Here is an 18,892-nt window from a genome sequence, read left to right on the forward strand (position 1 = left end):
TTAATATTAATGTTTGCTGTTAGCAGTAGCCAATTCGTATTCTTCTGGTGTTTGCTCATGCTCAATTCCTTCGTTAAAAGGTGATTTATTGCTTACACGTTCTTGCAAAGATTGGAATATGATAAACAAAGCCGGAATTACGAAAACGCCAAACAAGGTTCCAATTAACATCCCGCCAACGGCACCTGTTCCGATTGATTTATTTCCTGATGCACCTACTCCTGAAGATAACATCAAAGGCAATAAACCTAAGATAAAAGCGAAAGAGGTCATTAAGATCGGGCGTAAACGGGCGGTTGCACCATCAATAGCAGCATTAACAATGCTCATGCCTTTTCTTCTTCTATCTACTGCATACTCTACAATCAGAATCGCATTCTTCGCGAGCAGTCCCACAAGCATAATCAAGGTAATCTGGGTATAGATGTTATTATCTACACCGAAGATTTTATCGAAAACGAATACACCAGCCAAACCGATTGGTAGCGAGAATAAAACCGCTAACGGTAAAATATAACTTTCGTATTGGGCTGCAAGTAAGAAATAAACAAAGATTACGCAAAGTAAAAAGATGAAAACGGTTTGACTTCCTCCAGCCATCTCCTCACGCGATAAACCTGAAAATTCATAACCATAACCTGTAGGTAAATGGATTGCTGCTTCTTCCTGTACTGCTTTTAATGCATCACCTGAGCTATATCCTGCATTTGGGTTACCGGTTACCGCTATTGAAGTAAACAAGTTGAAACGCGAAATAGCCTGCGGTCCGTACACTTTTTCCAAATTGATAAACTCAGAAATAGGTGCCATTTTTCCACTTGCGTTACGGACATAAATGCTCGTTAAACTTTGTTGGTTGGCACGGTATTGGGCATCTGCCTGGTAAATTACCCTGAACTGTTTTCCGAATTTGTTAAAGTTTGAAGCATAAACACCACCATAATAACCCTGAAGTGTAGCCAGTACATCACTAACGGTCAAACCCGCTTGTTTAACCTTTGCCACGTTCACATCAATTTGGTATTGTGGGAAATTAGGGTTAAATGAAGTTGATGCATACTGGATTTCTGGGCGTTTACTCAAGGCCGCCAAAAATGAGTTACCCACATCGTTGAATTTTTTAATATCGCCACCGGTTTTATCCTGTAACTGGAACTCAAAACCACCACTGGTACCAAAACCCTGAATGGTTGGCGGAGCAAAGAAAATAATTTTTGCACCTTTTATACTTGCTGCCTTGGCAAAAAGCTCACCAATAATGGCTTTAACATCGCGTTTACGCTCATCCCATGGGATTAACCTACCGATTACCATCCCGTATGAACTTCCTGAACCGCTGATTAAACTCCGGCCAACAACTCTTAACGAGTTTTTAATTTCTGGAACGGTGTGCGCAATACTGTCGATCCTTTTGATTACAAGATCAGTTTCTTCTAACGATGTTCCTGCTGGTAATGAAATATCAGAGAATACTGTTCCTAAATCTTCATTTGGTACAAAACCTTTAGGCGTGGTATTCATCGTCCAGATTAACAATCCAGTAAAAAACAGAATCCCTACCCCAACAATCCACTTCGTTCTCGAAAGGAAACCGACCGATTTTTTATATTTTCCGGTTACCGCATCAAAAGAAGTGTTAAAGGCATCGTAAAAACGGTTTAAAAAGTTTTTAGATTTTTCGTGTTCTTCTTTATGTGGTTTTAAGAAAATCGCACACAATGCCGGACTTAACGTTAATGCGTTAATCGCTGATAGAATAATGGAAATAGCCAGTGTTAAACCAAACTGTTTGTAAAATACCCCAGATGAACCTGAGATAAAACTCACGGGAATAAATACCGCCGCCATAACCAATGTGATCGAAATAATCGCACCGCTGATGTCGTCCATCGCGTCTATAGTTGCCTTTCTGGCATCGGTATACCCCTCATCCAGTTTAGCGTGCACCGCTTCTACCACCACAATCGCATCATCTACCACAATACCAATGGCGAGCACGAGCGCAAATAAAGTTAATAAGTTGATGGTAAATCCAAATAAACTCAGGAAAAAGAAGGTACCGATAATCGCTACCGGAACACTGATGGCTGGAATTAATGTTGAACGGAAATCCTGTAAGAAGATAAACACTACCAAAAACACCAGGATAAAGGCCTCGATTAAAGTGTGGATTACTTTTTCAATTGAAGCATCAAGGAAATCGTTTACGTTTACCAAAGTGGTATAGTGAACACCTTTAGGAAAAGATTTTTGCGCTTCATCTAAAGTTTTGATCGAGTTTTCGATAACCTCTTTCGCATTCGATCCTGCCGTTTGGTTAATCGCTATACCTAAAGCTTGTTTACCGTTAAATTTAACCGTACTGGCATAACTCTGCGCACCCAATTCGATCCTTGCTACATCTTTTAAGCGGAGAATCTGTCCATTAGCGTCAGCTTTAATAATGATGTTGCTAAATTCAGACTCATCTTTTAAACGACCGGTATATTTTAACGTATATTGAAATGCCTGATTGCCCTGCTCTCCAAACTGACCTGGGGCAGCCTCTACGTTTTGTTCCGCTAAAGCAGCATTAACATCACTAGGGATCAAACCGTAAACAGCCATCACATCTGGCTTAAGCCAAACACGCATGGTATAATCCATTTGTCCGAAAGCACTTGCATCACCCACACCGTTGATACGTTTAATCTGCGGGATGATATTGATGTTTGCATAATTCTGTAAGAATTTTTGATCGTAAGAAGGATCGTCGCTATAAATACCAAAAATCAATACGTTACTCGCTTGTCTTTTTGCGGTAATTACACCCGATTTTGTTACCTCTGCAGGCAATAAACTCGTTGCACGGGCCACCCTGTTCTGTACGTTTACAGCAGCAAGATCGGGATTGGTTCCCAACTTAAAGTTTACGGTAATGGTTGCAGTACCATCATTACTGGCACTCGAAGTCATGTAGGTCATGTCTTCCACACCATTTATTTGTTCTTCGAGCGGAACAACAACGCTATTCATTACCACATCTGCGTTGGCACCCTGGTAGGAGGTAGAAACCTGAACCGTAGGAGGCGCAATTTCTGGATATTGTGAAACCGGCAACGTAGCTAAACCTAAAACACCGAGAATTACGATGATGATGGATATAACCGTTGATAAAACCGGTCTTTCTATAAATTTCTTAAACATAATTAATATTGATTACACTGATACAGTGTGATTGTCACTGATTATATTGTTATTTTTTGATATCAGCATATACTGAGTCGGCACTTTTTTCTTCAGGTTTGATTTTTGTTCCATCTTTTAAAGATTGAAAACCCTCCAGAACAACTTTGTCGCCAGTTTTAAGCCCTTTGGTTACCACGTAGAATTTGCCTTTGGCCAATTCCATGATCTGAATTTCTGTACTGATTGTTTTTGCCGAATCGCCTAAAACGTAAACGAATTTCTTGCCCTGTAAATCGATAGTTGATTTTTGGGGAATTAAAATGGCATTTTCTACATGTTGAGGAATCCTAACTGAAGCACTTGCGCCATTTTTTAACAATGAAACCGGGTTGGGGAAGGTTGCCCTTAAACTTGCCGAACCAGTGCTGGTGTTGATCTGACCATTAATGGATTCGATTTTACCGTTCTGTGCGTAAATGGTACCATCTGCCAAAACCAGGCTCACGGCAGGAATATTTTTCATTTGTTGTGCAAGGGTATTTCCTTTATAAATGTTGGCAAAATCTAAAAGCTGTTTCTCATTTAAAGAAAAATATGCATAAACTTTAGACGTATTGGAAACAGTTGTTAGCGGTTCTGTGCTCGAGCTGCTTACCAAACTTCCATTTCTGAATGGGATACTGCCAACTACTCCATCCACCGGACTGGTAATCGAGGTATAACCCAGGTTAACCTGCGCATTTGCCAGTTCTGCTTTAGCCTGAGCCAATGCAGCTCTTCTGCTTTGAAGTGTTAACTGCGCAGCATCCAGATCATATTTACTGATAATATCTTTATCTACCAATGGCTTGGTTTTGTTTACCGTTAACTGAGCGGCATTAACATCAGCTTCTGCGCTACTAATGGCTGCTCTTGCTGTTCTAACCTGTTGCTCGTATTGAGGGGCGTTAATCGTGAAAAGTAACTGGCCCTTTTTAACCACTGCACCTTCATCTACCAATATCTTTTCGATAAAACCATCAACCTTTGGGCGGATATCAATGTTTTGAATCCCTTCAATAGTTGCTGGGTAGTCAGAATCTAAGGTCGTATTTTGTGTGCTTACGGTAAAAACCGGATAGGCTTGTGGGCCCGCGGCAGCAGCTGCGGCAGCTTTTTTAGCTTCGTCGTTATTTCCGCAGGACGCTAAAAGCATACCAATGCTTACGCTAAAAAAGAGAGTTGTTACTTTTCTCATGGGGTATTTCTGTGTGTTTAAATTTAAATTTCCGGGATTAAGGGCGTTGTCAAAATATGGGACTTTGATTTTCGCCAATAATTGCCCAAAAATAGAGCCTAAAAAAAAATAAATCTGTCCGAGTTCTGTCATTTAATCAATCGATTGATTTATTTTTTGATTGAAAACAGGTCTGGACAGCTTTAAAATATTGTTTTATAGTACTTTAATGTGGTTTTTGACATAAAAATAAGAGTGTAAATATCTTGCGACAGATGTTAAAAGCTGTTAAATTCAAAGGAAATATACGATTTTTAACACAACAAATGTTGTGTGTTTTAGCCAACAGCCCTTATTGGTTTTGTATGTTTTACTCGATATATTTAAACGTACATCCCGTTAACAGATATCCTATTTTCATGATAGTTAAACCTCGCAGGTTTCGAAAACCAGCGAGGTTTATATATAAATTATCCCACTTCTCCCTCAAAAACCAGTTTCGCAGGGCCGCATAAAAATACGTTGGTAAATGTTTTGCCATCGTAATCGAACTCGATCTTGATATCACCGCCTAAAACTTTAATATCAGTTTTAATATGACCGGTTTGGTTGTTATGTTTTGCCATAGCCATGGCCACTGCAGTTACGCCTGTACCACAAGCGTATGTTTCATCTTCAACACCACGTTCGTAGGTGCGTACAAACAAATGATCGCCTTTATCTTCTACAAAGTTTACGTTGATGCCTTTTTCTGCATAAGTTGCATTATACCGGATGCTTTTTCCTGCAGTAAAAACATCAAAATCTTTTAATTCGCTTTGTAAAGCAACATAATGTGGCGAACCTGTATTCAATATATAAGCGTCATCATCTTTGGTAATGGTGTCTACATCAATCATTTGTAAATCAACCCACTCGCCATTTTCTGAAATTCTGGCGTAATGCGGTCCATCAACTGCCAAAAAGTTGGTTTCGCGATCAATAATGCCAAGCTGTTTGGCAAAGGCTACGATACATCTGCCGCCGTTTCCGCACATGCTGCCCAGTTTACCATCGGCATTAAAGTAATGCATCTCAAAATCGTAATCATCGTGCTTCGTAATGAACATTAATCCATCAGCACCCACGCCAAAACGTCTATGGCATAGTTGTTCAACTAATTGATTATCAATATTTTTTAATGGATTCATGGTATGATCTATCAAAATAAAATCATTTCCTGCGCCCTGGTATTTATAAAAATTAATTTTCATGAAAGCTTCATTTTTTAATGCAATATTTGAGTTGCAAAAGGCAATAAGGGGTTTGTGTTTTTTAATTTAACATTTTTTAACACAAAACTAAGTGCTTTGAGGATACAAATATCGTTTATATGGTATTAAATTTGAATAAACTTACGAAAGAAAATTTGAGCAGATAAAAACTGCCGGAGCATTCTGCTTAAATCAAAGTGAATACGCTCCTGCAAATAATTACATTTAACAAAATGAAATATTATAGGCTAACCAAACAATTCGCTAGCAAACCAGCTTATAATAAATCATGGCTTTAAAAAACAATATATAAACACATGAAACCATTAAAAGCTATCAAAAAAAAAAGCAACATTCAGCTTTTAATAGCTTCATGACCATTAAAAAACAATATATAAACACATGAAAAAAATATTAGGAATTACCGTGTTGGCTGCTTTTATAGGTGGGGCAGCTGCAATAGGGGGTTACAAACTATTTGAGCGTAACCAAACAGGCAGTACAATTTCTGAAAAACAGAATTTATACTTTGCGAACAATCCACTTAAAGTTACATCCGCAGGAGCAACCGATTTTACTCAGGCAGCAGCGGCAGTTGCTCCAGGTGTGGTTCACATCAAAACAACTTACGCGGCATCAAAAGGCCAGGGTTCTTCCTCTCCATTTGATATGATGGAAGACTTTTTCGGTGGTGGCGGCGGTCGCCAGATGCAACGTCAGCCAAGGGCAGCATCAGGATCTGGTGTAATTATCAGTCAGGATGGTTATATCGTAACCAACAATCACGTAGTAGAAAATGCCGAGAAGGTTGAGGTTGTTTTAACCGATAGACGTAAAGTAGAGGCAAAAGTGATTGGCCGTGATCCAAATACTGATTTGGCTTTGATTAAAGTAAATGCAACTGGTTTACCTGTAGTGAAAATGGGCAACTCGGATAACGTTCAGGTGGGCGAGTGGGTTTTGGCTGTTGGTTTCCCTTTAGATTTAAATACAACAGTAACTGCTGGTATTGTAAGTGCTAAAAACCGCAGTATCGGTATCATTGGCCGTGAGCAACAAGGCAATGAAATTACGGAAGAAGAATACCGCGAATACCAACGTACTGGTAAAAGACCAGATCGTCCGGCAAATACCAGCATCGAGTCGTTTATCCAAACAGATGCAGCCATTAACCCAGGTAACAGCGGTGGCGCATTAGTAAACGCAAATGGCGAATTGGTGGGTATCAACTCTGCTATTGCTTCACAAAGTGGGTATAACCAAGGTTATGGTTTTGCAATCCCTGTTAATTTAGCCCGTAAAATTGTTGACGATTTTATGAAATATGGTTCTGTTAAACGTGGTTATATTGGTGTTAACTTTGTGCCTCTAAGTGGCGAGGAAAAACCAGAAGGCATTAAAACCAACGAAATTAGCGGTTTATATGTGAATGATGTGGTTGCTGGTGGCGGTGCTGCTGCTGCAGGTATCAAATCGGGCGATGTAATCAAAAAAGTGGATGGAGTGGTGATTAACGATTCACCCGATCTTCAGGAAAGAGTTGGCCGTTTAAACCCAGGTGATAAGGTTAAATTGACGGTGTTACGTGATGGTGCGCTTAAAGATTATAGCGTAACGTTAAAAGGCGAAGCAAGTGTTGGTTTAACAGCGAAAAATACAACAAGCAAAGGTGCTGAGGTTTCTAAACTAGGTGCAACTTTTGCGCCTGCAACTCAGGCACAAAAGTCAAAATATGGTATTAATAGCGGCGTGGTCGTAACCTCGGTTACCACTGGAAAAGCTTTCGATAACATTGGTGTAGAGAAAGGTTTAATCATCACTAAAGTGAATGGGCAGCCAGTAAATTCTGTGGCTGATGTACAAAAAGCATTGCCTTTAGGCAGAAACAATATGGTGAGTATTGCTGGCGTTGGCGAGCAAGGTTCGTATAACTACAGTTTCCCTGCGCAATAATTAATTGGAATAAAATAGTTTAAGAAAGCTTTCTGAGTCTAACTCAGGAAGCTTTTTTTTTAGCCTTTTTGCCGTGGAATGCACGAATTGCACGAAGAATTTGTCATTGCAGAGCATCCGTCATTCCCGCGCCTGCGCGAATCTTAATACTCCAGTTATTGGTTCCTCTTTATAAGATTACTTTCCCTAAGATTCGGGATTCCTCCTCGCCATCACGATGTCTCAACTAGCATCTGGCATTAATTGGGAAGTCGAAGGCCTATTAAATATTTCAATATGTTAAAATATCTTAAATCACAATCAATCGGTCTTATTTCCTGTACTCAAAACAATATTCATCCGTTTTTCATAATCAAGATTTAGTTTCGCCATTTATCGATTGATAATCAGTGTTTACCGATACTCTATAAATTTAATTTTTTTATTGTTCCATATTTGAATCAGCAACAAAAACCGAATATTATGGCTTTAGCTCACATTAACCTCAGTGTAAAACAATATTTCAATTTCATGTGCAAAACCGATTTTGAAAGACGGATATTTCACGATACCTACAAAGAATTTCAAAAAAGGTCAAAAATATATAGCTTAGATCAGCATCTTCATACTTTTTCGCAAATGCAAAATGCCAATGAAAAGGCAAATTCATTACATCAAAAACTTCAGTATTCGGTAATGAACAGCATAGCTGCCCTTGATTATAAAATACCTGTTTTAAGCGATCTCGAAGATCAACCTATTCGATTTGATTGGGCAGAGCTGCATATTGATTCCTCAGATCTGTTAAACAAGGGTGCCCACGTCGTTTCCATTACTTATACCTCTCCGAAATTAACATTACACGAAATCATAGGCGATCTATTGATTTTAAGTTACAGCGGAAGTGAGCAAACATTGATGGTTAAAATTACCGGGAACCTATTGGTGAATTACCAGCAGAGCGAAAACCTGGTGTATAGCTAAATTTAACCATTGCTTCTTTCCTGAAGGGTAGAAAAAATATCATTAATTTGTAGCATGCAACAATTTAAAACACCAACTTTCATTATCCATGTGGCAGATTTACAATCGAAAACATATGCTGCGGCTTCCAAATATTTTTCAAGGGTAGCAGCCTTATATCCATTCGAATGCGATGGCAATTATATATTGGGCTGGGCATTGCTCTTTTCAGGCAGAAAAGCTGTAGCCAAGGCCTGTTTTGAGTGCGCTTTATTGATAAAACTGGGCGATATTTAGAGTATTGATGACGTAAATCGGGCCGCTAAATAGGGCTTAAAGGGCAAATAGTCAATATATTTAGCATTTATTTGTATAATAAAAAATAAAAAATTGATTTATAGGTATTTAACTCTATCTTTGAAACAAATTAAAATACAATATAATGCAACAAGGAACAGTAAAATTTTTTAATGAAACTAAAGGTTTCGGATTTATCACTCCATCTAATGGCGATGCCGAAATTTTTGTTCATGCTTCAGGCTTAATCGATAACATTCGCGAGAATGATACCGTAAACTACGATGTAGAAGAAGGTAGAAAAGGCCTAAACGCGGTAAATGTTAAAGTAGCTTAAGAAAACTCGAACACATAAATCGTAAAAAGTCCCGATGCAAATCGGGACTTTTTTTGTGGCATTAACTTTCTGATTAGACTTTTTATCCTTACCTACCTGCCAGGTTTTTGCTGATTTCGCTATCAACAAAATCTAAAGAAAGATCGTTGTTACTTAATACCGTGCCGTTTTTGTCGATTAAAAAGAAGTACGTAACGTTATAATTGCTCAGGTTTTTGGCATTGGGAGATTCAGCGCCTTTAAAATCGGCATATTGTGGCCAGCTTAGTTTATCTTCTTTTATGGTTCTTAACCACGAATCACGTTTCTTATCAAAGGATACACTGATAAATTCAACATCCTTATTTTTGTATTTTTCGTAAAGTGAGCCAAGCGTTTGATTATCTCTGCGGCTCTTTCCGCTATAAGATGCCCAGAAACTGACCAGGTTTATCTTTTTCAATATTTTTAAGTCGAATTTGTTTCCTGCAGGGTTTTCTCCCTCAATTGCCGGCATTTTACTTCCAGCCATCATTTGGTTGGCCTGTTTAATCTCGGCTAAAAGGGCTTTGCCCTTTTTACTTTCCTGAACTTCTTTATCTAAGCGATTAAAAATCGATAAGTAGTTTTTTGCTTCCGCTTCTACGGTTCCCAAACGTTCCAATAAAAAAAGTGTATGCGTTGAGCTTGGATACTTTTTGGCAAAGGCGCTGATAATTTCCAATTTAAGCTTGAGTTGTTTTTCCCGCCACAGATCTGCTTTTTTTGCTCGTTCCATAATGTTGTTTGGATTGGCCTGATCAAGTTCCAGTTCTGCTACATTCAAACTGTCGAGTATGCTTTTACTCATGTGGTCTGAAAGTTTGTAGAAATCAACAAATTCTTCACCCTCCTCGTCTGGAACGCTTTTTAGCGGATAAATGTTATTATTCCCATCAAGAACGCCCTTGTAATTACCATCATCCAAATAGAAAAAATATTCTGCTTTATGGATACCGTCTTCGGTTTTTAAAATCGCGTAACCCTTTTTAGGGATATTGATTTTGAAAGTTTGGTTACTATTGGTGATGTTTTCAACTTTCAGTGTCTCGCTATTCTCAGAACTTTGAATGGTCATCACGGCATTTGGACCAAAGTTTTTCGTTTCGAGATTAAATGTAGCAGGAGCTGGATCGCAGCCAGAAAATAAACCGGCCAGGAGCGCGATAAAATAGAACTGTTTTTTCATTGTTATAATTTGATATTGCAATATAACGAAAAACTTAGTTGTTTTTTTTGAAAAAGATATTTCAAAAAACTAAAATAAAATTTATTTACATCTACTTTTAAGTGCAACATCATAGCCTACAGGAATTGGTTTACCACCAAGTTTTTTACATTCGTCGAAATATTTTTTTGCATTAGTGCAATCATCAATAAAAAAGTAAAGTGCAGACATTTTAAACAAAGTGTTTTGGTTCTTTGAATCGATGAGATACGATTTTTTATATAAAGAAAGTGCTGTACCCAGATCTTTTTTGTTTTTGCCATCGCTATATTTTGTAGCGAAAATGGTGGCTTTATCCGTTAATATATTTGAACTTTTGGAGTTAAGTTTTAATCCTTCCTCATATTGCTTGAGTGTATTCTCATAATCATTGAAAAAGAAATATACAGAACCGAATGCCCAATTCACATTTTCGTTAGTTGGGTCTATTAGCCAAGCCTGGTTAAACCTAAACATTGCAGTTTTCAAATTCCCTTTATAATAAAAATCAAAGCCTCTTTTTATTAAATAATCCGACGCCTTACGTCGATCAGGTTCGTTTGCTAAGGTGCTTGTTATAAAATTCTGATCTAATTCTATTTGAGCAGGTGTTTTTTTTATTCCTCCGTATTTCGGCAATAACCTAATTTCTTCTTTGGTTGCAGCTTTCCATTCTTGATAGGTTATTTGTTGAGCCATTATCGGAAAGGAAAAACAGCTGAATATAATAATGAATATTTTTTTCATTGCGCAATTAGATTGATGTTAAGGTAAGATTAAATCACTTAATTTTTTACGCACTTTAAATTATTGTATTTAATATTTGTATCGGTTATAGTTGACCGTATTCAATCCTAATTAAAATCTATACTAAGCAACATTATACTTGTAAAATGGAACATGTTCTTTCACTTTCTTACGAATATGCTTTAGAATGTTTCTAAATAAATGTTTTATCGTTGTTTTGTCATATTCGTTTATAAATTAAACTCATAATTAGATACTTTTGCAAGAAATTTAGATATAAATCCTAATCAAATGAGTGGTTTCGGAAATGCATTTTCTTCATCAATAGGGAAGAAATTCATCATGGGTATTACAGGTTTGTTCCTGATACTTTTTTTAATTGTACACTGCGGTATTAACGCTTTAATTTTTATTAGCGACGGTGGTTTAACATTTAACGTAGGCGCACATTTTATGGCCACCAACTGGATTATCCGGGCTGGCGAGATTGTGTTATTTATTGGTTTACTTGCGCACATTTTTCAGGCCTTGCGTTTAACGTTGCAAAATCAGAAAGCAAGACCGGTTAAATATGCGGTAAATGATGGTAAGGCAAATAGTAAATGGTATAGCCGTTCTATGGGCTTATTAGGTACACTTTTACTGATCTTTTTAGTAGTTCACCTGAAAGATTTTTGGGTAGTTTCCCGTTTTACTGGAATCCCAACAGTTGATGCCAACGGGCACGAAGACCTATATGCAGTAATGAAAGAGAAATTTCAGGATCCGATAAGGGTTGTGGTGTATATTTTGGCTATGTTTTCTTTATGTTATCACTTATTACACGGTTTTGCTTCGGCTTTCCAAACATTAGGATGGAACCACTCAAAGTATAACGGGATCATTAAAGGCGCCGGCGTATGGTATTCGGTTATCATTTCGATCCTTTTCGCAGCCATGCCGATTGCAGTTTATTTCGGTCTTATTCAATAATTTTTAGCACAAAAGATATGTCAGATATTAATTCAAATATTCCAGAAGGCGAATTAACCAGCAAATGGACAAAATATAAGTCTTCTGTGCCTTTGGTTAACCCATCGAACAAAAGAACTATTGAGGTAATCATTGTAGGTTCGGGTTTAGCAGGTGCTTCGGCAGCCGCTACTTTGGCTGAGATGGGTTACAAAGTGAAATGTTTTTGCTTTCAGGATTCACCACGTAGAGCACACTCAATTGCTGCTCAGGGTGGTATCAATGCCGCAAAAAACTATCAAAATGATGGCGATAGCACTTATCGTTTATTTTACGATACCATTAAAGGTGGCGATTACCGTGCCCGCGAAGCAAATGTGCATCGTTTGGCGGAGGTAAGTGCCAACATTATAGATCAATGCGTAGCGCAGGGTGTTCCTTTAGCACGCGAATATGGTGGTTTGTTGGATAACCGTTCATTTGGCGGTACACAGGTTCAACGTACGTTTTATGCTGCAGGTCAAACTGGTCAGCAGTTATTGTTAGGTGCTTATTCTGCTTTAGAACGCCAGATTGGTATGGGTAAAGTAGAAATGTATACCCGTCACGAAATGCTTGAGGTGGTTAAAATCGATGGTAAAGCACGCGGTATCATTGCCCGTAACTTAATTACGGGAGAAATCGAACGTCACTTCGGTCATGCGGTAGTATTGGGAACAGGTGGTTACGGAAACGTATTCTATCTTTCTACCAATGCAATGGGAAGTAACGTAACTGCAGCCTGGAAAGCGCACAAACAAGGTGCTTATTTTGCAAACCCATGTTATACACAGATCCACCCAACCTGTATCCCGGTTTCAGGCGATCACCAGTCAAAATTAACCCTGATGTCGGAATCGTTACGTAACGATGGACGTATCTGGGTACCTAAAAAGAAAGATGATAACCGTAAAGCTTCAGAAATTCCTGAAGATGAAAGAGATTATTACTTAGAGCGCCGTTACCCTGCTTTCGGTAACCTGGTTCCCCGTGATGTGGCCTCTCGTGCTGCAAAAGAGCGTTGCGATGCAGGTTATGGTGTAGGAGCTTCTAAATTAGCAGTATACTTAGATTTTAAAGCCAATACCGAACGTTACGGTAAAATTGAAGCTTCAAAAGCGGGTAACCACAATCCTGATAAAGAAACCTGTATGCGTTTGGGTACTGCGGTAATTAAGGAAAAATATGGTAACCTGTTCGATATGTACGCACAGATTACAGGCGAAAATCCTTACGAAACGCCAATGCGTATCTATCCTGCGGTTCACTATACCATGGGTGGTTTATGGGTTGATTATAACTTAATGACATCTGTCCCTGGTTTATATTGTACAGGAGAGGCTAACTTTTCTGATCACGGTGCTAACCGCTTAGGGGCATCTGCTTTGATGCAAGGTTTAGCTGATGGTTATTTCGTTCTTCCTTATACTATTGGTGCTTATTTATCAAAAGAAATTTCAGTAAAAGCAATTCCAACTGATCACCCTGCATTTGCAGAGGCTGAAGAAAGAGCGGTTGGTATTTTAAATACCTTAATCAACATTAAAGGAACTAAATCAGTAGATCATTTCCACAAACGTTTAGGTCACATTATGTGGGAGAAATGTGGTATGGCCCGTAACGAGAAGGGGTTAAACGAAGCAATCACAGAGATAAGGGCATTACGCCACGAATTCTGGAGTGATGTTCGCGTACCTGGAACCGTTGATGAGTTGAATACCGAGTTGGAAAAAGCTGGTCGTGTTGCAGATTTTATCGAACTGGGTGAGCTGATGTGTATTGATGCTTTAAACCGTAATGAGAGTTGTGGTGGTCACTTCCGTGAAGAGTATCAAACAGAAGAAGGTGAGGCCTTGCGTGATGATGAAAATTTTGCATACGTAGCTGCCTGGGAATTTAAAGAAGGTGTAAACTTCGAACTTCATAAAGAAGAACTGAAGTTTGAAAATATTAAAGTAGCACAAAGAAGTTATAAATAGTAGCAAGATGGCAAGTATCGAGATGTAAGTATCAAGTATAAAGACTGCAAACGGTCCTGATACTTGATACACACTACTTGATACCCATACTTGATACTTAATCTCAATATCATGAGTACAGGAAATATGAACTTAACGCTAAAAGTTTGGCGTCAAAAAAATAACAAAACCAAAGGTGCTTTGGTAGATTATAAATTGGCCGATATTTCACCGGATATGTCTTTCTTAGAGATGTTCGATGTATTGAACGAGCAATTAATCAATAAGGGCGAAGAGCCAGTTGTATTTGATCACGATTGCCGCGAAGGCATCTGCGGAATGTGCTCGATGTTCATCAACGGCCGTCCGCACGGACCAAAAGATTTGGTTACTACCTGCCAGTTACACATGCGTTCTTTCAAAGATGGCGATACCATTGTGGTAGAGCCATGGAGAGCTGCAGCTTTTCCGGTAGTAAAAGATTTGACGGTTGATCGTTCCGCATTTGACAGGGTTATTGCTGCTGGTGGTTTTATTTCGGTAAACACAGGTAATGCCCAGGATGCAAACAATTTGCCAATCCCTAAAATGCAGGCAGATGCGGCTTTTGAGGCTGCAGCATGTATTGGATGTGGTGCTTGCGTGGCCACTTGTAAAAACGCTTCTGCGATGTTATTCGTATCGGCCAAGATCTCTCAATTGGCATTGTTACCGCAAGGTCAACCTGAGCGTTACCGTAGGGTACAGAGCATGGTTGCGCAAATGGATGCCGAAGGTTTTGGTAACTGTACCAATACAGGCGCTTGCGAAGCAGAATGCCCTAAAGGAATCTCTTTAGAAAACATTGCGCGCATGAACCGTGATTTTGCATCTGCAAAATTCATATCTGAAGAAACGGTTTAAAAGATATACTGTGCATCCGGTTTAACCGCTGGATTCTTGAGCCTCCACGTTGTGGGGGCTTTCTATTTTTATAGCTAATGGGTTTCACTCCCATTATAGATTGCTTTAGAGCTAAAATAATGATCAATTAAATGATGATGATTACTTAGGCAGATTACAGCTGAAACTGATACAAGATTTAACATTTGTTTTATGTTTTGAAAACATATGAAACTTTATGCTTTGAAATCGAAAGCTTGTACAACATAGAGGTGGCGAAATAAAAGTTTGCGAAAGTTGTAATAATCTTATGTTGGCATATTAAAATTTTGCTTAATTAAAAATTTTATTCTGTAATATTTGCATATACATTAAAATTTTTCTAAATTTAGTCTTCCGAGACAGGAGAGAAAACATAAAACCCCGGCAATTTTTGCTGGGGTTTTGTGTTTTTAATGGGGTGTACTAGAATACGTTTTTATACCATAGTAAAATTAACTGCAATGTTATATTTCACACGAACTGCTACACCTTTCTGTAAAGCTGGTTGCCATTTAGGAGATTTCTTTAACACCCTTAATGCTTCCGCATCGGTTTCTGGAGTAAGGCTTCTGATTACTTGGACATCTGTTAGTGATCCGTCTTTCTCCACAATAAAAGATGCAAATACTTTACCCTGGGTTTTGTTTTTCTTGGCTGCATCAGGATATTTCATTTCCTTACCGAGGTATTCATAAAATTTTGTAATGCCACCCGGATAGGCAGGTTGTTTTTGCACGGATACAAAATCATACACTTTGTTTGGGTTTTCTTGTCCCTTTGCCTGATTTAAGCACATGGCGATGCCCAATAGGGCTAAAAAGATTAGCTTTCTCATTGTTTTTTATTAAAAGGTTTAATTATTTAGTTTTTCTTGGATATGGCTTTTTTAGTCGTGATAATGACCACCCCGTTTTTGCCCTTGTCGCCATGTAAAGTTGTAGCCGACGAATCTTTAAGCACTTCTATCGATTGAATGGATGCTTGATTTAAACTGTTAATATCCGATACTTCTTTTCCGTCGACAACATAAAGTGGTTTTGCCTTAGGATCAAAATCCCTGTTCAACAGATCCCGTATCTTAACCGGCATTTGACCATCGGGTAACGGACGAATGGTAAGTCCTGATACTTTTCCATTCAGATGCAGATCGACAGGTTTTATGGGTTTAGCTTTTAAAAGACTGGTGCCCACCGATTTTGTTTTGGTTTCTATCTCTATTACTCCTGCAAAGCCGTCTGCACCATACTTGGCAATAGCCAAACTGTCTTTTAAAACAGTAATCGCTTCGATATCGTTCTGATTAATTTCGTTTAGTGATATTGTACCCCTAGATTGTTTATTTCCATCGATTACCATCAAAGGCTCATTGCCAGCTATTGGCGTGCCCCTAAGCCTAATTTTAGGTGTCTTAATACTATCTGCCTTTTGGGCAAAACCAGCTAAACTAAAGCCCAGCAGCATGGTAAATACGATTATATTTTTCATATTCAATTTTGGTTAGAATTTTTTTCTGAGCTCAAAAAAATTGCTTGTTTTATCTATTGAAAGTTCTCTCGATTCAAGTGGCCGGAAAGTATTACTCTTTGTACCTTTGCTTGTAATTAAAATAACTCCGGCTTTCGCTCTTGGGCCATACAGATTCATTGCCGTTTGATCTTTTAACACTTCTATTGATTCGATACTGTTTGGGTTTATCGTATTCAATTGACTGTTTTCTGATAATTTAACGCCGTCTAAAATAATTAACGCATCAAGATTTGCACCATCTTTGAGTTTGATCCGGTCGGATGGAATGCTACCTGTTTTAATTTCTTTCGGTGGATCATCATTGAGCGTGAAATTAACATTGATATTGTATTTAACCCTAACAGGCTGGCCATTCGAGATACCTGGATTCCATTTTGGTGACTCTTTTAAAACCCTTATCGCCTCTTCATCTGTACCGCTTCCTAAACCACGTGTAATCTGAACATCCGACAGGGTACCACCTTTTTCGACAATAAAGCTGAGGAAAACTTTACCCTGAACATTATTCTCCTGAGCCATTTTGGGATACTTAATGCTCCCACCAAGATATTTGTAAAACTTAGCTATGCCACCTGGAAATTCTGGCTGTTTCTCGATCGAAACGAAGTCGTAAACTTTATCTAAATTTTCCGATTTAATCGCTCCGGTTTCTCTGTTTTTAGGAATATAAGATATAATGGTAATTTTGTTCAGGTTTACATATCCCGTCGGGTTCGGCAACAATTTATTCTTAAACTCTTCTGTAGATTCGGGAATGCTAAAGCTAACCGTTAATGCATATCTACCATCCGCTACATCCTTAAATCCTTTATAAGATAAAATGGTTTTCATTACTTCCTCGTCACAGCCTGCGCCTAATGCAACATTCGAAATCATATTGGTTACCCTACCGCCTTTTAAATTAAACTTTACCTGTGCATTTCCTTGAATTTCATCGCTATTGGCGGCAGTAGGATATTTAATGTTTCTTCCCAGGAACTGGTAAAATCCTTTCCAGCTAACTTCTGTTTTTCCATCCACCGAAACTTTGGGGTCAAGAATCACCTCTTTTGGGGTTTCCGTAACCATTTCCTGCACCATTTCGATCGGTTTATCTAATGGGATCTGATCGGTGATAGAGATTAATTTTTCACTTTTTCGTACAGTTGCAGAGGAAAATACAATTAGAACCGCAAAGAGGGGGATGAAAATTCCATACTTCATAATCGCGATCTTTTTTGACCGCTCTTTATGAAGCATGAAAATTCTTTTTTTGATCAGTGATTTTTCCAAAAAGCCATTTGTTAGTGCATTTGGCGAAATACCAAAAGATTTGCTCAGTAACAATAAGGCATATTCGGCCTTATCGCCCTGAAATTCGGCAGCCAGTTCATCGGCTAAAAACTCGTGGATATTTTTTATCGCTTTTTTATACAGGTAAATCACTGGATTTAACCAGGTAATAATGCCTATGATTTCGAAAAATAAAATATCAACAGTATGCCATTGTTTAATATGGGCTTCTTCATGGATATCGATCACATCCATCTGTGGCAAATCCCGATCAATTACCTTTTTTCCGAAAAAGGCAAAAGCTGCGCCGGTTTTACTTGATGTGATCAGTTTTTTAACCGCTAATAAGTTAAATACCAACTTACCTAAGAAAAACAGTATACCTGCACAATAAATATAAACGAATGCATTGGCCCAGTTAAAGCCGGCACTGCGCTCTGTTACTATTGTTGCTTGTTGCAATACGGCTTCCCAATTAACTGAAGTATAAACCTGTTGTGCTGCCTTTTGCTCTGTTAGCCATTCTAAACGGATAAACGGTATGCATAGCGATAAAACTCCCGCAGATACCAGGTAAATGCGGTTTAACGTAAAGTAGGTCTCCTTATCTAACAGTAATTTATAAAAACCGAAAAAAACAATTAAGTATAAGTTCACCTGTAATAGGTAGTGGGCAAAACTCATTTTGGTTGATTTTTAATTTTGTTAATCATTTTTAAAATTTCATCAACATCACTTAAATCCAGTTTTTCTTCTTTAACAAAGAAAGAGAACATACTCTCAACCGAATTTTCGAAATAATTGCCCAGTAGTTTTTCTGTGGCATGGCGCTTATATTCTTCTCTGCTGATTAATGGATAATACTGATGCGCTTTTCCGAAAGCTTCATGACCAATAAAACCCTTGGTTTCTAAAATTCTAATGATTGTTGATACGGTATTATAAGCAGGTTTAGGGAGGGGAAGTTCATCAATAACTTCTTTAACGAATGCTTTTTCCAATTGCCATAAAACCTGCATGATCTGCTCTTCGGCTTTGGTTAAATCTTTAATTTCCATAATAGTTAATAATAATAAGGATGAT

16 protein-coding genes are annotated in these 18,892 nt (G+C 38.3%); 7 read left to right on the top strand and 9 right to left on the bottom strand.

The window, feature by feature from the left end; translation table 11 throughout:
* Positions 1-6: 6 nt before the first annotated feature.
* The 3 genes from R2S57_RS00200 to dapF form a co-directional block, all read right to left on the bottom strand.
* Entirely contained in the window at positions 7-3,186 is a 3,180-nt protein-coding gene (locus tag R2S57_RS00200) for an efflux RND transporter permease subunit (protein ID WP_316843110.1), read from the bottom strand.
* Positions 3,187-3,235: 49 nt separating this feature from the next.
* Positions 3,236-4,405, bottom strand: a complete 1,170-nt coding sequence (locus R2S57_RS00205; protein ID WP_316843111.1) for an efflux RND transporter periplasmic adaptor subunit — start codon at positions 4,403-4,405, stop codon at positions 3,236-3,238.
* 449 nt (positions 4,406-4,854) lie between these two features.
* Positions 4,855-5,637, bottom strand: coding sequence for a diaminopimelate epimerase (gene dapF, locus R2S57_RS00210; RefSeq protein WP_316843112.1), 783 nt, complete (start codon positions 5,635-5,637; stop codon positions 4,855-4,857).
* Between the two features lie 402 nt (positions 5,638-6,039).
* Here dapF and R2S57_RS00215 point away from each other — a divergent pair, with 402 nt between their 5' ends.
* The 4 genes from R2S57_RS00215 (at position 6,040) to R2S57_RS00230 (ending at position 9,166) form a co-directional block, all read left to right on the top strand.
* Positions 6,040-7,590 (top strand): trypsin-like peptidase domain-containing protein, encoded by a 1,551-nt coding sequence (locus R2S57_RS00215; protein WP_316843113.1) that lies wholly within the window; start codon positions 6,040-6,042, stop codon positions 7,588-7,590.
* A gap of 462 nt (positions 7,591-8,052) precedes the next feature.
* Positions 8,053-8,553: a hypothetical protein gene (locus R2S57_RS00220; protein WP_316843114.1), complete on the top strand. Its 501-nt coding sequence runs from the start codon at positions 8,053-8,055 to the stop codon at positions 8,551-8,553.
* Between the two features lie 54 nt (positions 8,554-8,607).
* Positions 8,608-8,829, top strand: a complete 222-nt coding sequence (locus tag R2S57_RS00225; RefSeq protein WP_316843115.1) for a hypothetical protein — start codon at positions 8,608-8,610, stop codon at positions 8,827-8,829.
* Between the two features lie 145 nt (positions 8,830-8,974).
* The gene (locus R2S57_RS00230) at positions 8,975-9,166 is read left to right on the top strand and encodes a cold-shock protein (RefSeq protein ID WP_010599638.1); all 192 of its coding nucleotides are present in this window, start codon (positions 8,975-8,977) and stop codon (positions 9,164-9,166) included.
* Positions 9,167-9,254: 88 nt separating this feature from the next.
* Here the strand turns inward: R2S57_RS00230 and R2S57_RS00235 are convergent, their stop codons facing one another.
* Both R2S57_RS00235 and R2S57_RS00240 read right to left on the bottom strand, forming a co-directional pair.
* The gene (locus tag R2S57_RS00235) at positions 9,255-10,373 is read right to left on the bottom strand and encodes a TlpA disulfide reductase family protein (RefSeq protein ID WP_316843116.1); all 1,119 of its coding nucleotides are present in this window, start codon (positions 10,371-10,373) and stop codon (positions 9,255-9,257) included.
* 81 nt (positions 10,374-10,454) lie between these two features.
* Complete coding sequence (locus R2S57_RS00240) at positions 10,455-11,090, bottom strand: hypothetical protein (protein ID WP_316843117.1); 636 nt, start codon at positions 11,088-11,090, stop codon at positions 10,455-10,457.
* A gap of 339 nt (positions 11,091-11,429) precedes the next feature.
* Here R2S57_RS00240 and R2S57_RS00245 point away from each other — a divergent pair, with 339 nt between their 5' ends.
* The 3 genes from R2S57_RS00245 (at position 11,430) to R2S57_RS00255 (ending at position 14,989) form a co-directional block, all read left to right on the top strand.
* Entirely contained in the window at positions 11,430-12,110 is a 681-nt protein-coding gene (locus R2S57_RS00245; RefSeq protein ID WP_316843118.1) for a succinate dehydrogenase cytochrome b subunit, read from the top strand.
* Between the two features lie 17 nt (positions 12,111-12,127).
* The gene (locus R2S57_RS00250) at positions 12,128-14,107 is read left to right on the top strand and encodes a fumarate reductase/succinate dehydrogenase flavoprotein subunit (protein WP_316843119.1); all 1,980 of its coding nucleotides are present in this window, start codon (positions 12,128-12,130) and stop codon (positions 14,105-14,107) included.
* A gap of 111 nt (positions 14,108-14,218) precedes the next feature.
* Positions 14,219-14,989, top strand: a complete 771-nt coding sequence (locus tag R2S57_RS00255; RefSeq protein ID WP_109929539.1) for a succinate dehydrogenase/fumarate reductase iron-sulfur subunit — start codon at positions 14,219-14,221, stop codon at positions 14,987-14,989.
* A gap of 457 nt (positions 14,990-15,446) precedes the next feature.
* Here the strand turns inward: R2S57_RS00255 and R2S57_RS00260 are convergent, their stop codons facing one another.
* Genes R2S57_RS00260 through R2S57_RS00275 form a run of 4 tightly spaced genes read right to left on the bottom strand, consistent with a single transcriptional unit; the run spans position 15,447 to position 18,867 of the window.
* Entirely contained in the window at positions 15,447-15,845 is a 399-nt protein-coding gene (locus tag R2S57_RS00260) for an energy transducer TonB (RefSeq protein WP_316843120.1), read from the bottom strand.
* A 26-nt stretch (positions 15,846-15,871) separates the two neighbouring features.
* Positions 15,872-16,495: a TonB-dependent receptor gene (locus tag R2S57_RS00265; RefSeq protein WP_316843121.1), complete on the bottom strand. Its 624-nt coding sequence runs from the start codon at positions 16,493-16,495 to the stop codon at positions 15,872-15,874.
* Between the two features lie 12 nt (positions 16,496-16,507).
* On the bottom strand, positions 16,508-18,493 hold the full coding sequence (locus R2S57_RS00270; protein WP_316843122.1) for a TonB family protein: 1,986 nt from the start codon (positions 18,491-18,493) through the stop codon (positions 16,508-16,510).
* Positions 18,490-18,867, bottom strand: coding sequence for a BlaI/MecI/CopY family transcriptional regulator (locus R2S57_RS00275; RefSeq protein WP_316843123.1), 378 nt, complete (start codon positions 18,865-18,867; stop codon positions 18,490-18,492). Before R2S57_RS00275 ends, R2S57_RS00270 begins: the two co-directional genes overlap by 4 nt.
* Positions 18,868-18,892 lie beyond the last annotated feature (25 nt).

The organism is Pedobacter psychrodurus, from assembly GCF_032678585.1.
Classification (GTDB): domain Bacteria; phylum Bacteroidota; class Bacteroidia; order Sphingobacteriales; family Sphingobacteriaceae; genus Pedobacter; species Pedobacter psychrodurus_A.

Excerpts from the sequence above, each read along its gene's own strand:
- R2S57_RS00200 (WP_316843110.1), bottom strand. The coding sequence starts at position 3,186 with ATGTTTAAGAAATTTATAGAAAGACCGGTTTTATCAACGGTTATATCC.
- R2S57_RS00205 (WP_316843111.1), bottom strand. The coding sequence starts at position 4,405 with ATGAGAAAAGTAACAACTCTCTTTTTTAGCGTAAGCATTGGTATGCTT.
- dapF (WP_316843112.1), bottom strand. The coding sequence starts at position 5,637 with ATGAAAATTAATTTTTATAAATACCAGGGCGCAGGAAATGATTTTATT.
- R2S57_RS00215 (WP_316843113.1), top strand. The coding sequence starts at position 6,040 with ATGAAAAAAATATTAGGAATTACCGTGTTGGCTGCTTTTATAGGTGGG.
- R2S57_RS00220 (WP_316843114.1), top strand. The coding sequence starts at position 8,053 with ATGGCTTTAGCTCACATTAACCTCAGTGTAAAACAATATTTCAATTTC.
- R2S57_RS00225 (WP_316843115.1), top strand. The coding sequence starts at position 8,608 with ATGCAACAATTTAAAACACCAACTTTCATTATCCATGTGGCAGATTTA.
- R2S57_RS00230 (WP_010599638.1), top strand. The coding sequence starts at position 8,975 with ATGCAACAAGGAACAGTAAAATTTTTTAATGAAACTAAAGGTTTCGGA.
- R2S57_RS00235 (WP_316843116.1), bottom strand. The coding sequence starts at position 10,373 with ATGAAAAAACAGTTCTATTTTATCGCGCTCCTGGCCGGTTTATTTTCT.
- R2S57_RS00240 (WP_316843117.1), bottom strand. The coding sequence starts at position 11,090 with ATGGCTCAACAAATAACCTATCAAGAATGGAAAGCTGCAACCAAAGAA.
- R2S57_RS00245 (WP_316843118.1), top strand. The coding sequence starts at position 11,430 with ATGAGTGGTTTCGGAAATGCATTTTCTTCATCAATAGGGAAGAAATTC.
- R2S57_RS00250 (WP_316843119.1), top strand. The coding sequence starts at position 12,128 with ATGTCAGATATTAATTCAAATATTCCAGAAGGCGAATTAACCAGCAAA.
- R2S57_RS00255 (WP_109929539.1), top strand. The coding sequence starts at position 14,219 with ATGAGTACAGGAAATATGAACTTAACGCTAAAAGTTTGGCGTCAAAAA.
- R2S57_RS00260 (WP_316843120.1), bottom strand. The coding sequence starts at position 15,845 with ATGAGAAAGCTAATCTTTTTAGCCCTATTGGGCATCGCCATGTGCTTA.
- R2S57_RS00265 (WP_316843121.1), bottom strand. The coding sequence starts at position 16,495 with ATGAAAAATATAATCGTATTTACCATGCTGCTGGGCTTTAGTTTAGCT.
- R2S57_RS00270 (WP_316843122.1), bottom strand. The coding sequence starts at position 18,493 with ATGAGTTTTGCCCACTACCTATTACAGGTGAACTTATACTTAATTGTT.
- R2S57_RS00275 (WP_316843123.1), bottom strand. The coding sequence starts at position 18,867 with ATGGAAATTAAAGATTTAACCAAAGCCGAAGAGCAGATCATGCAGGTT.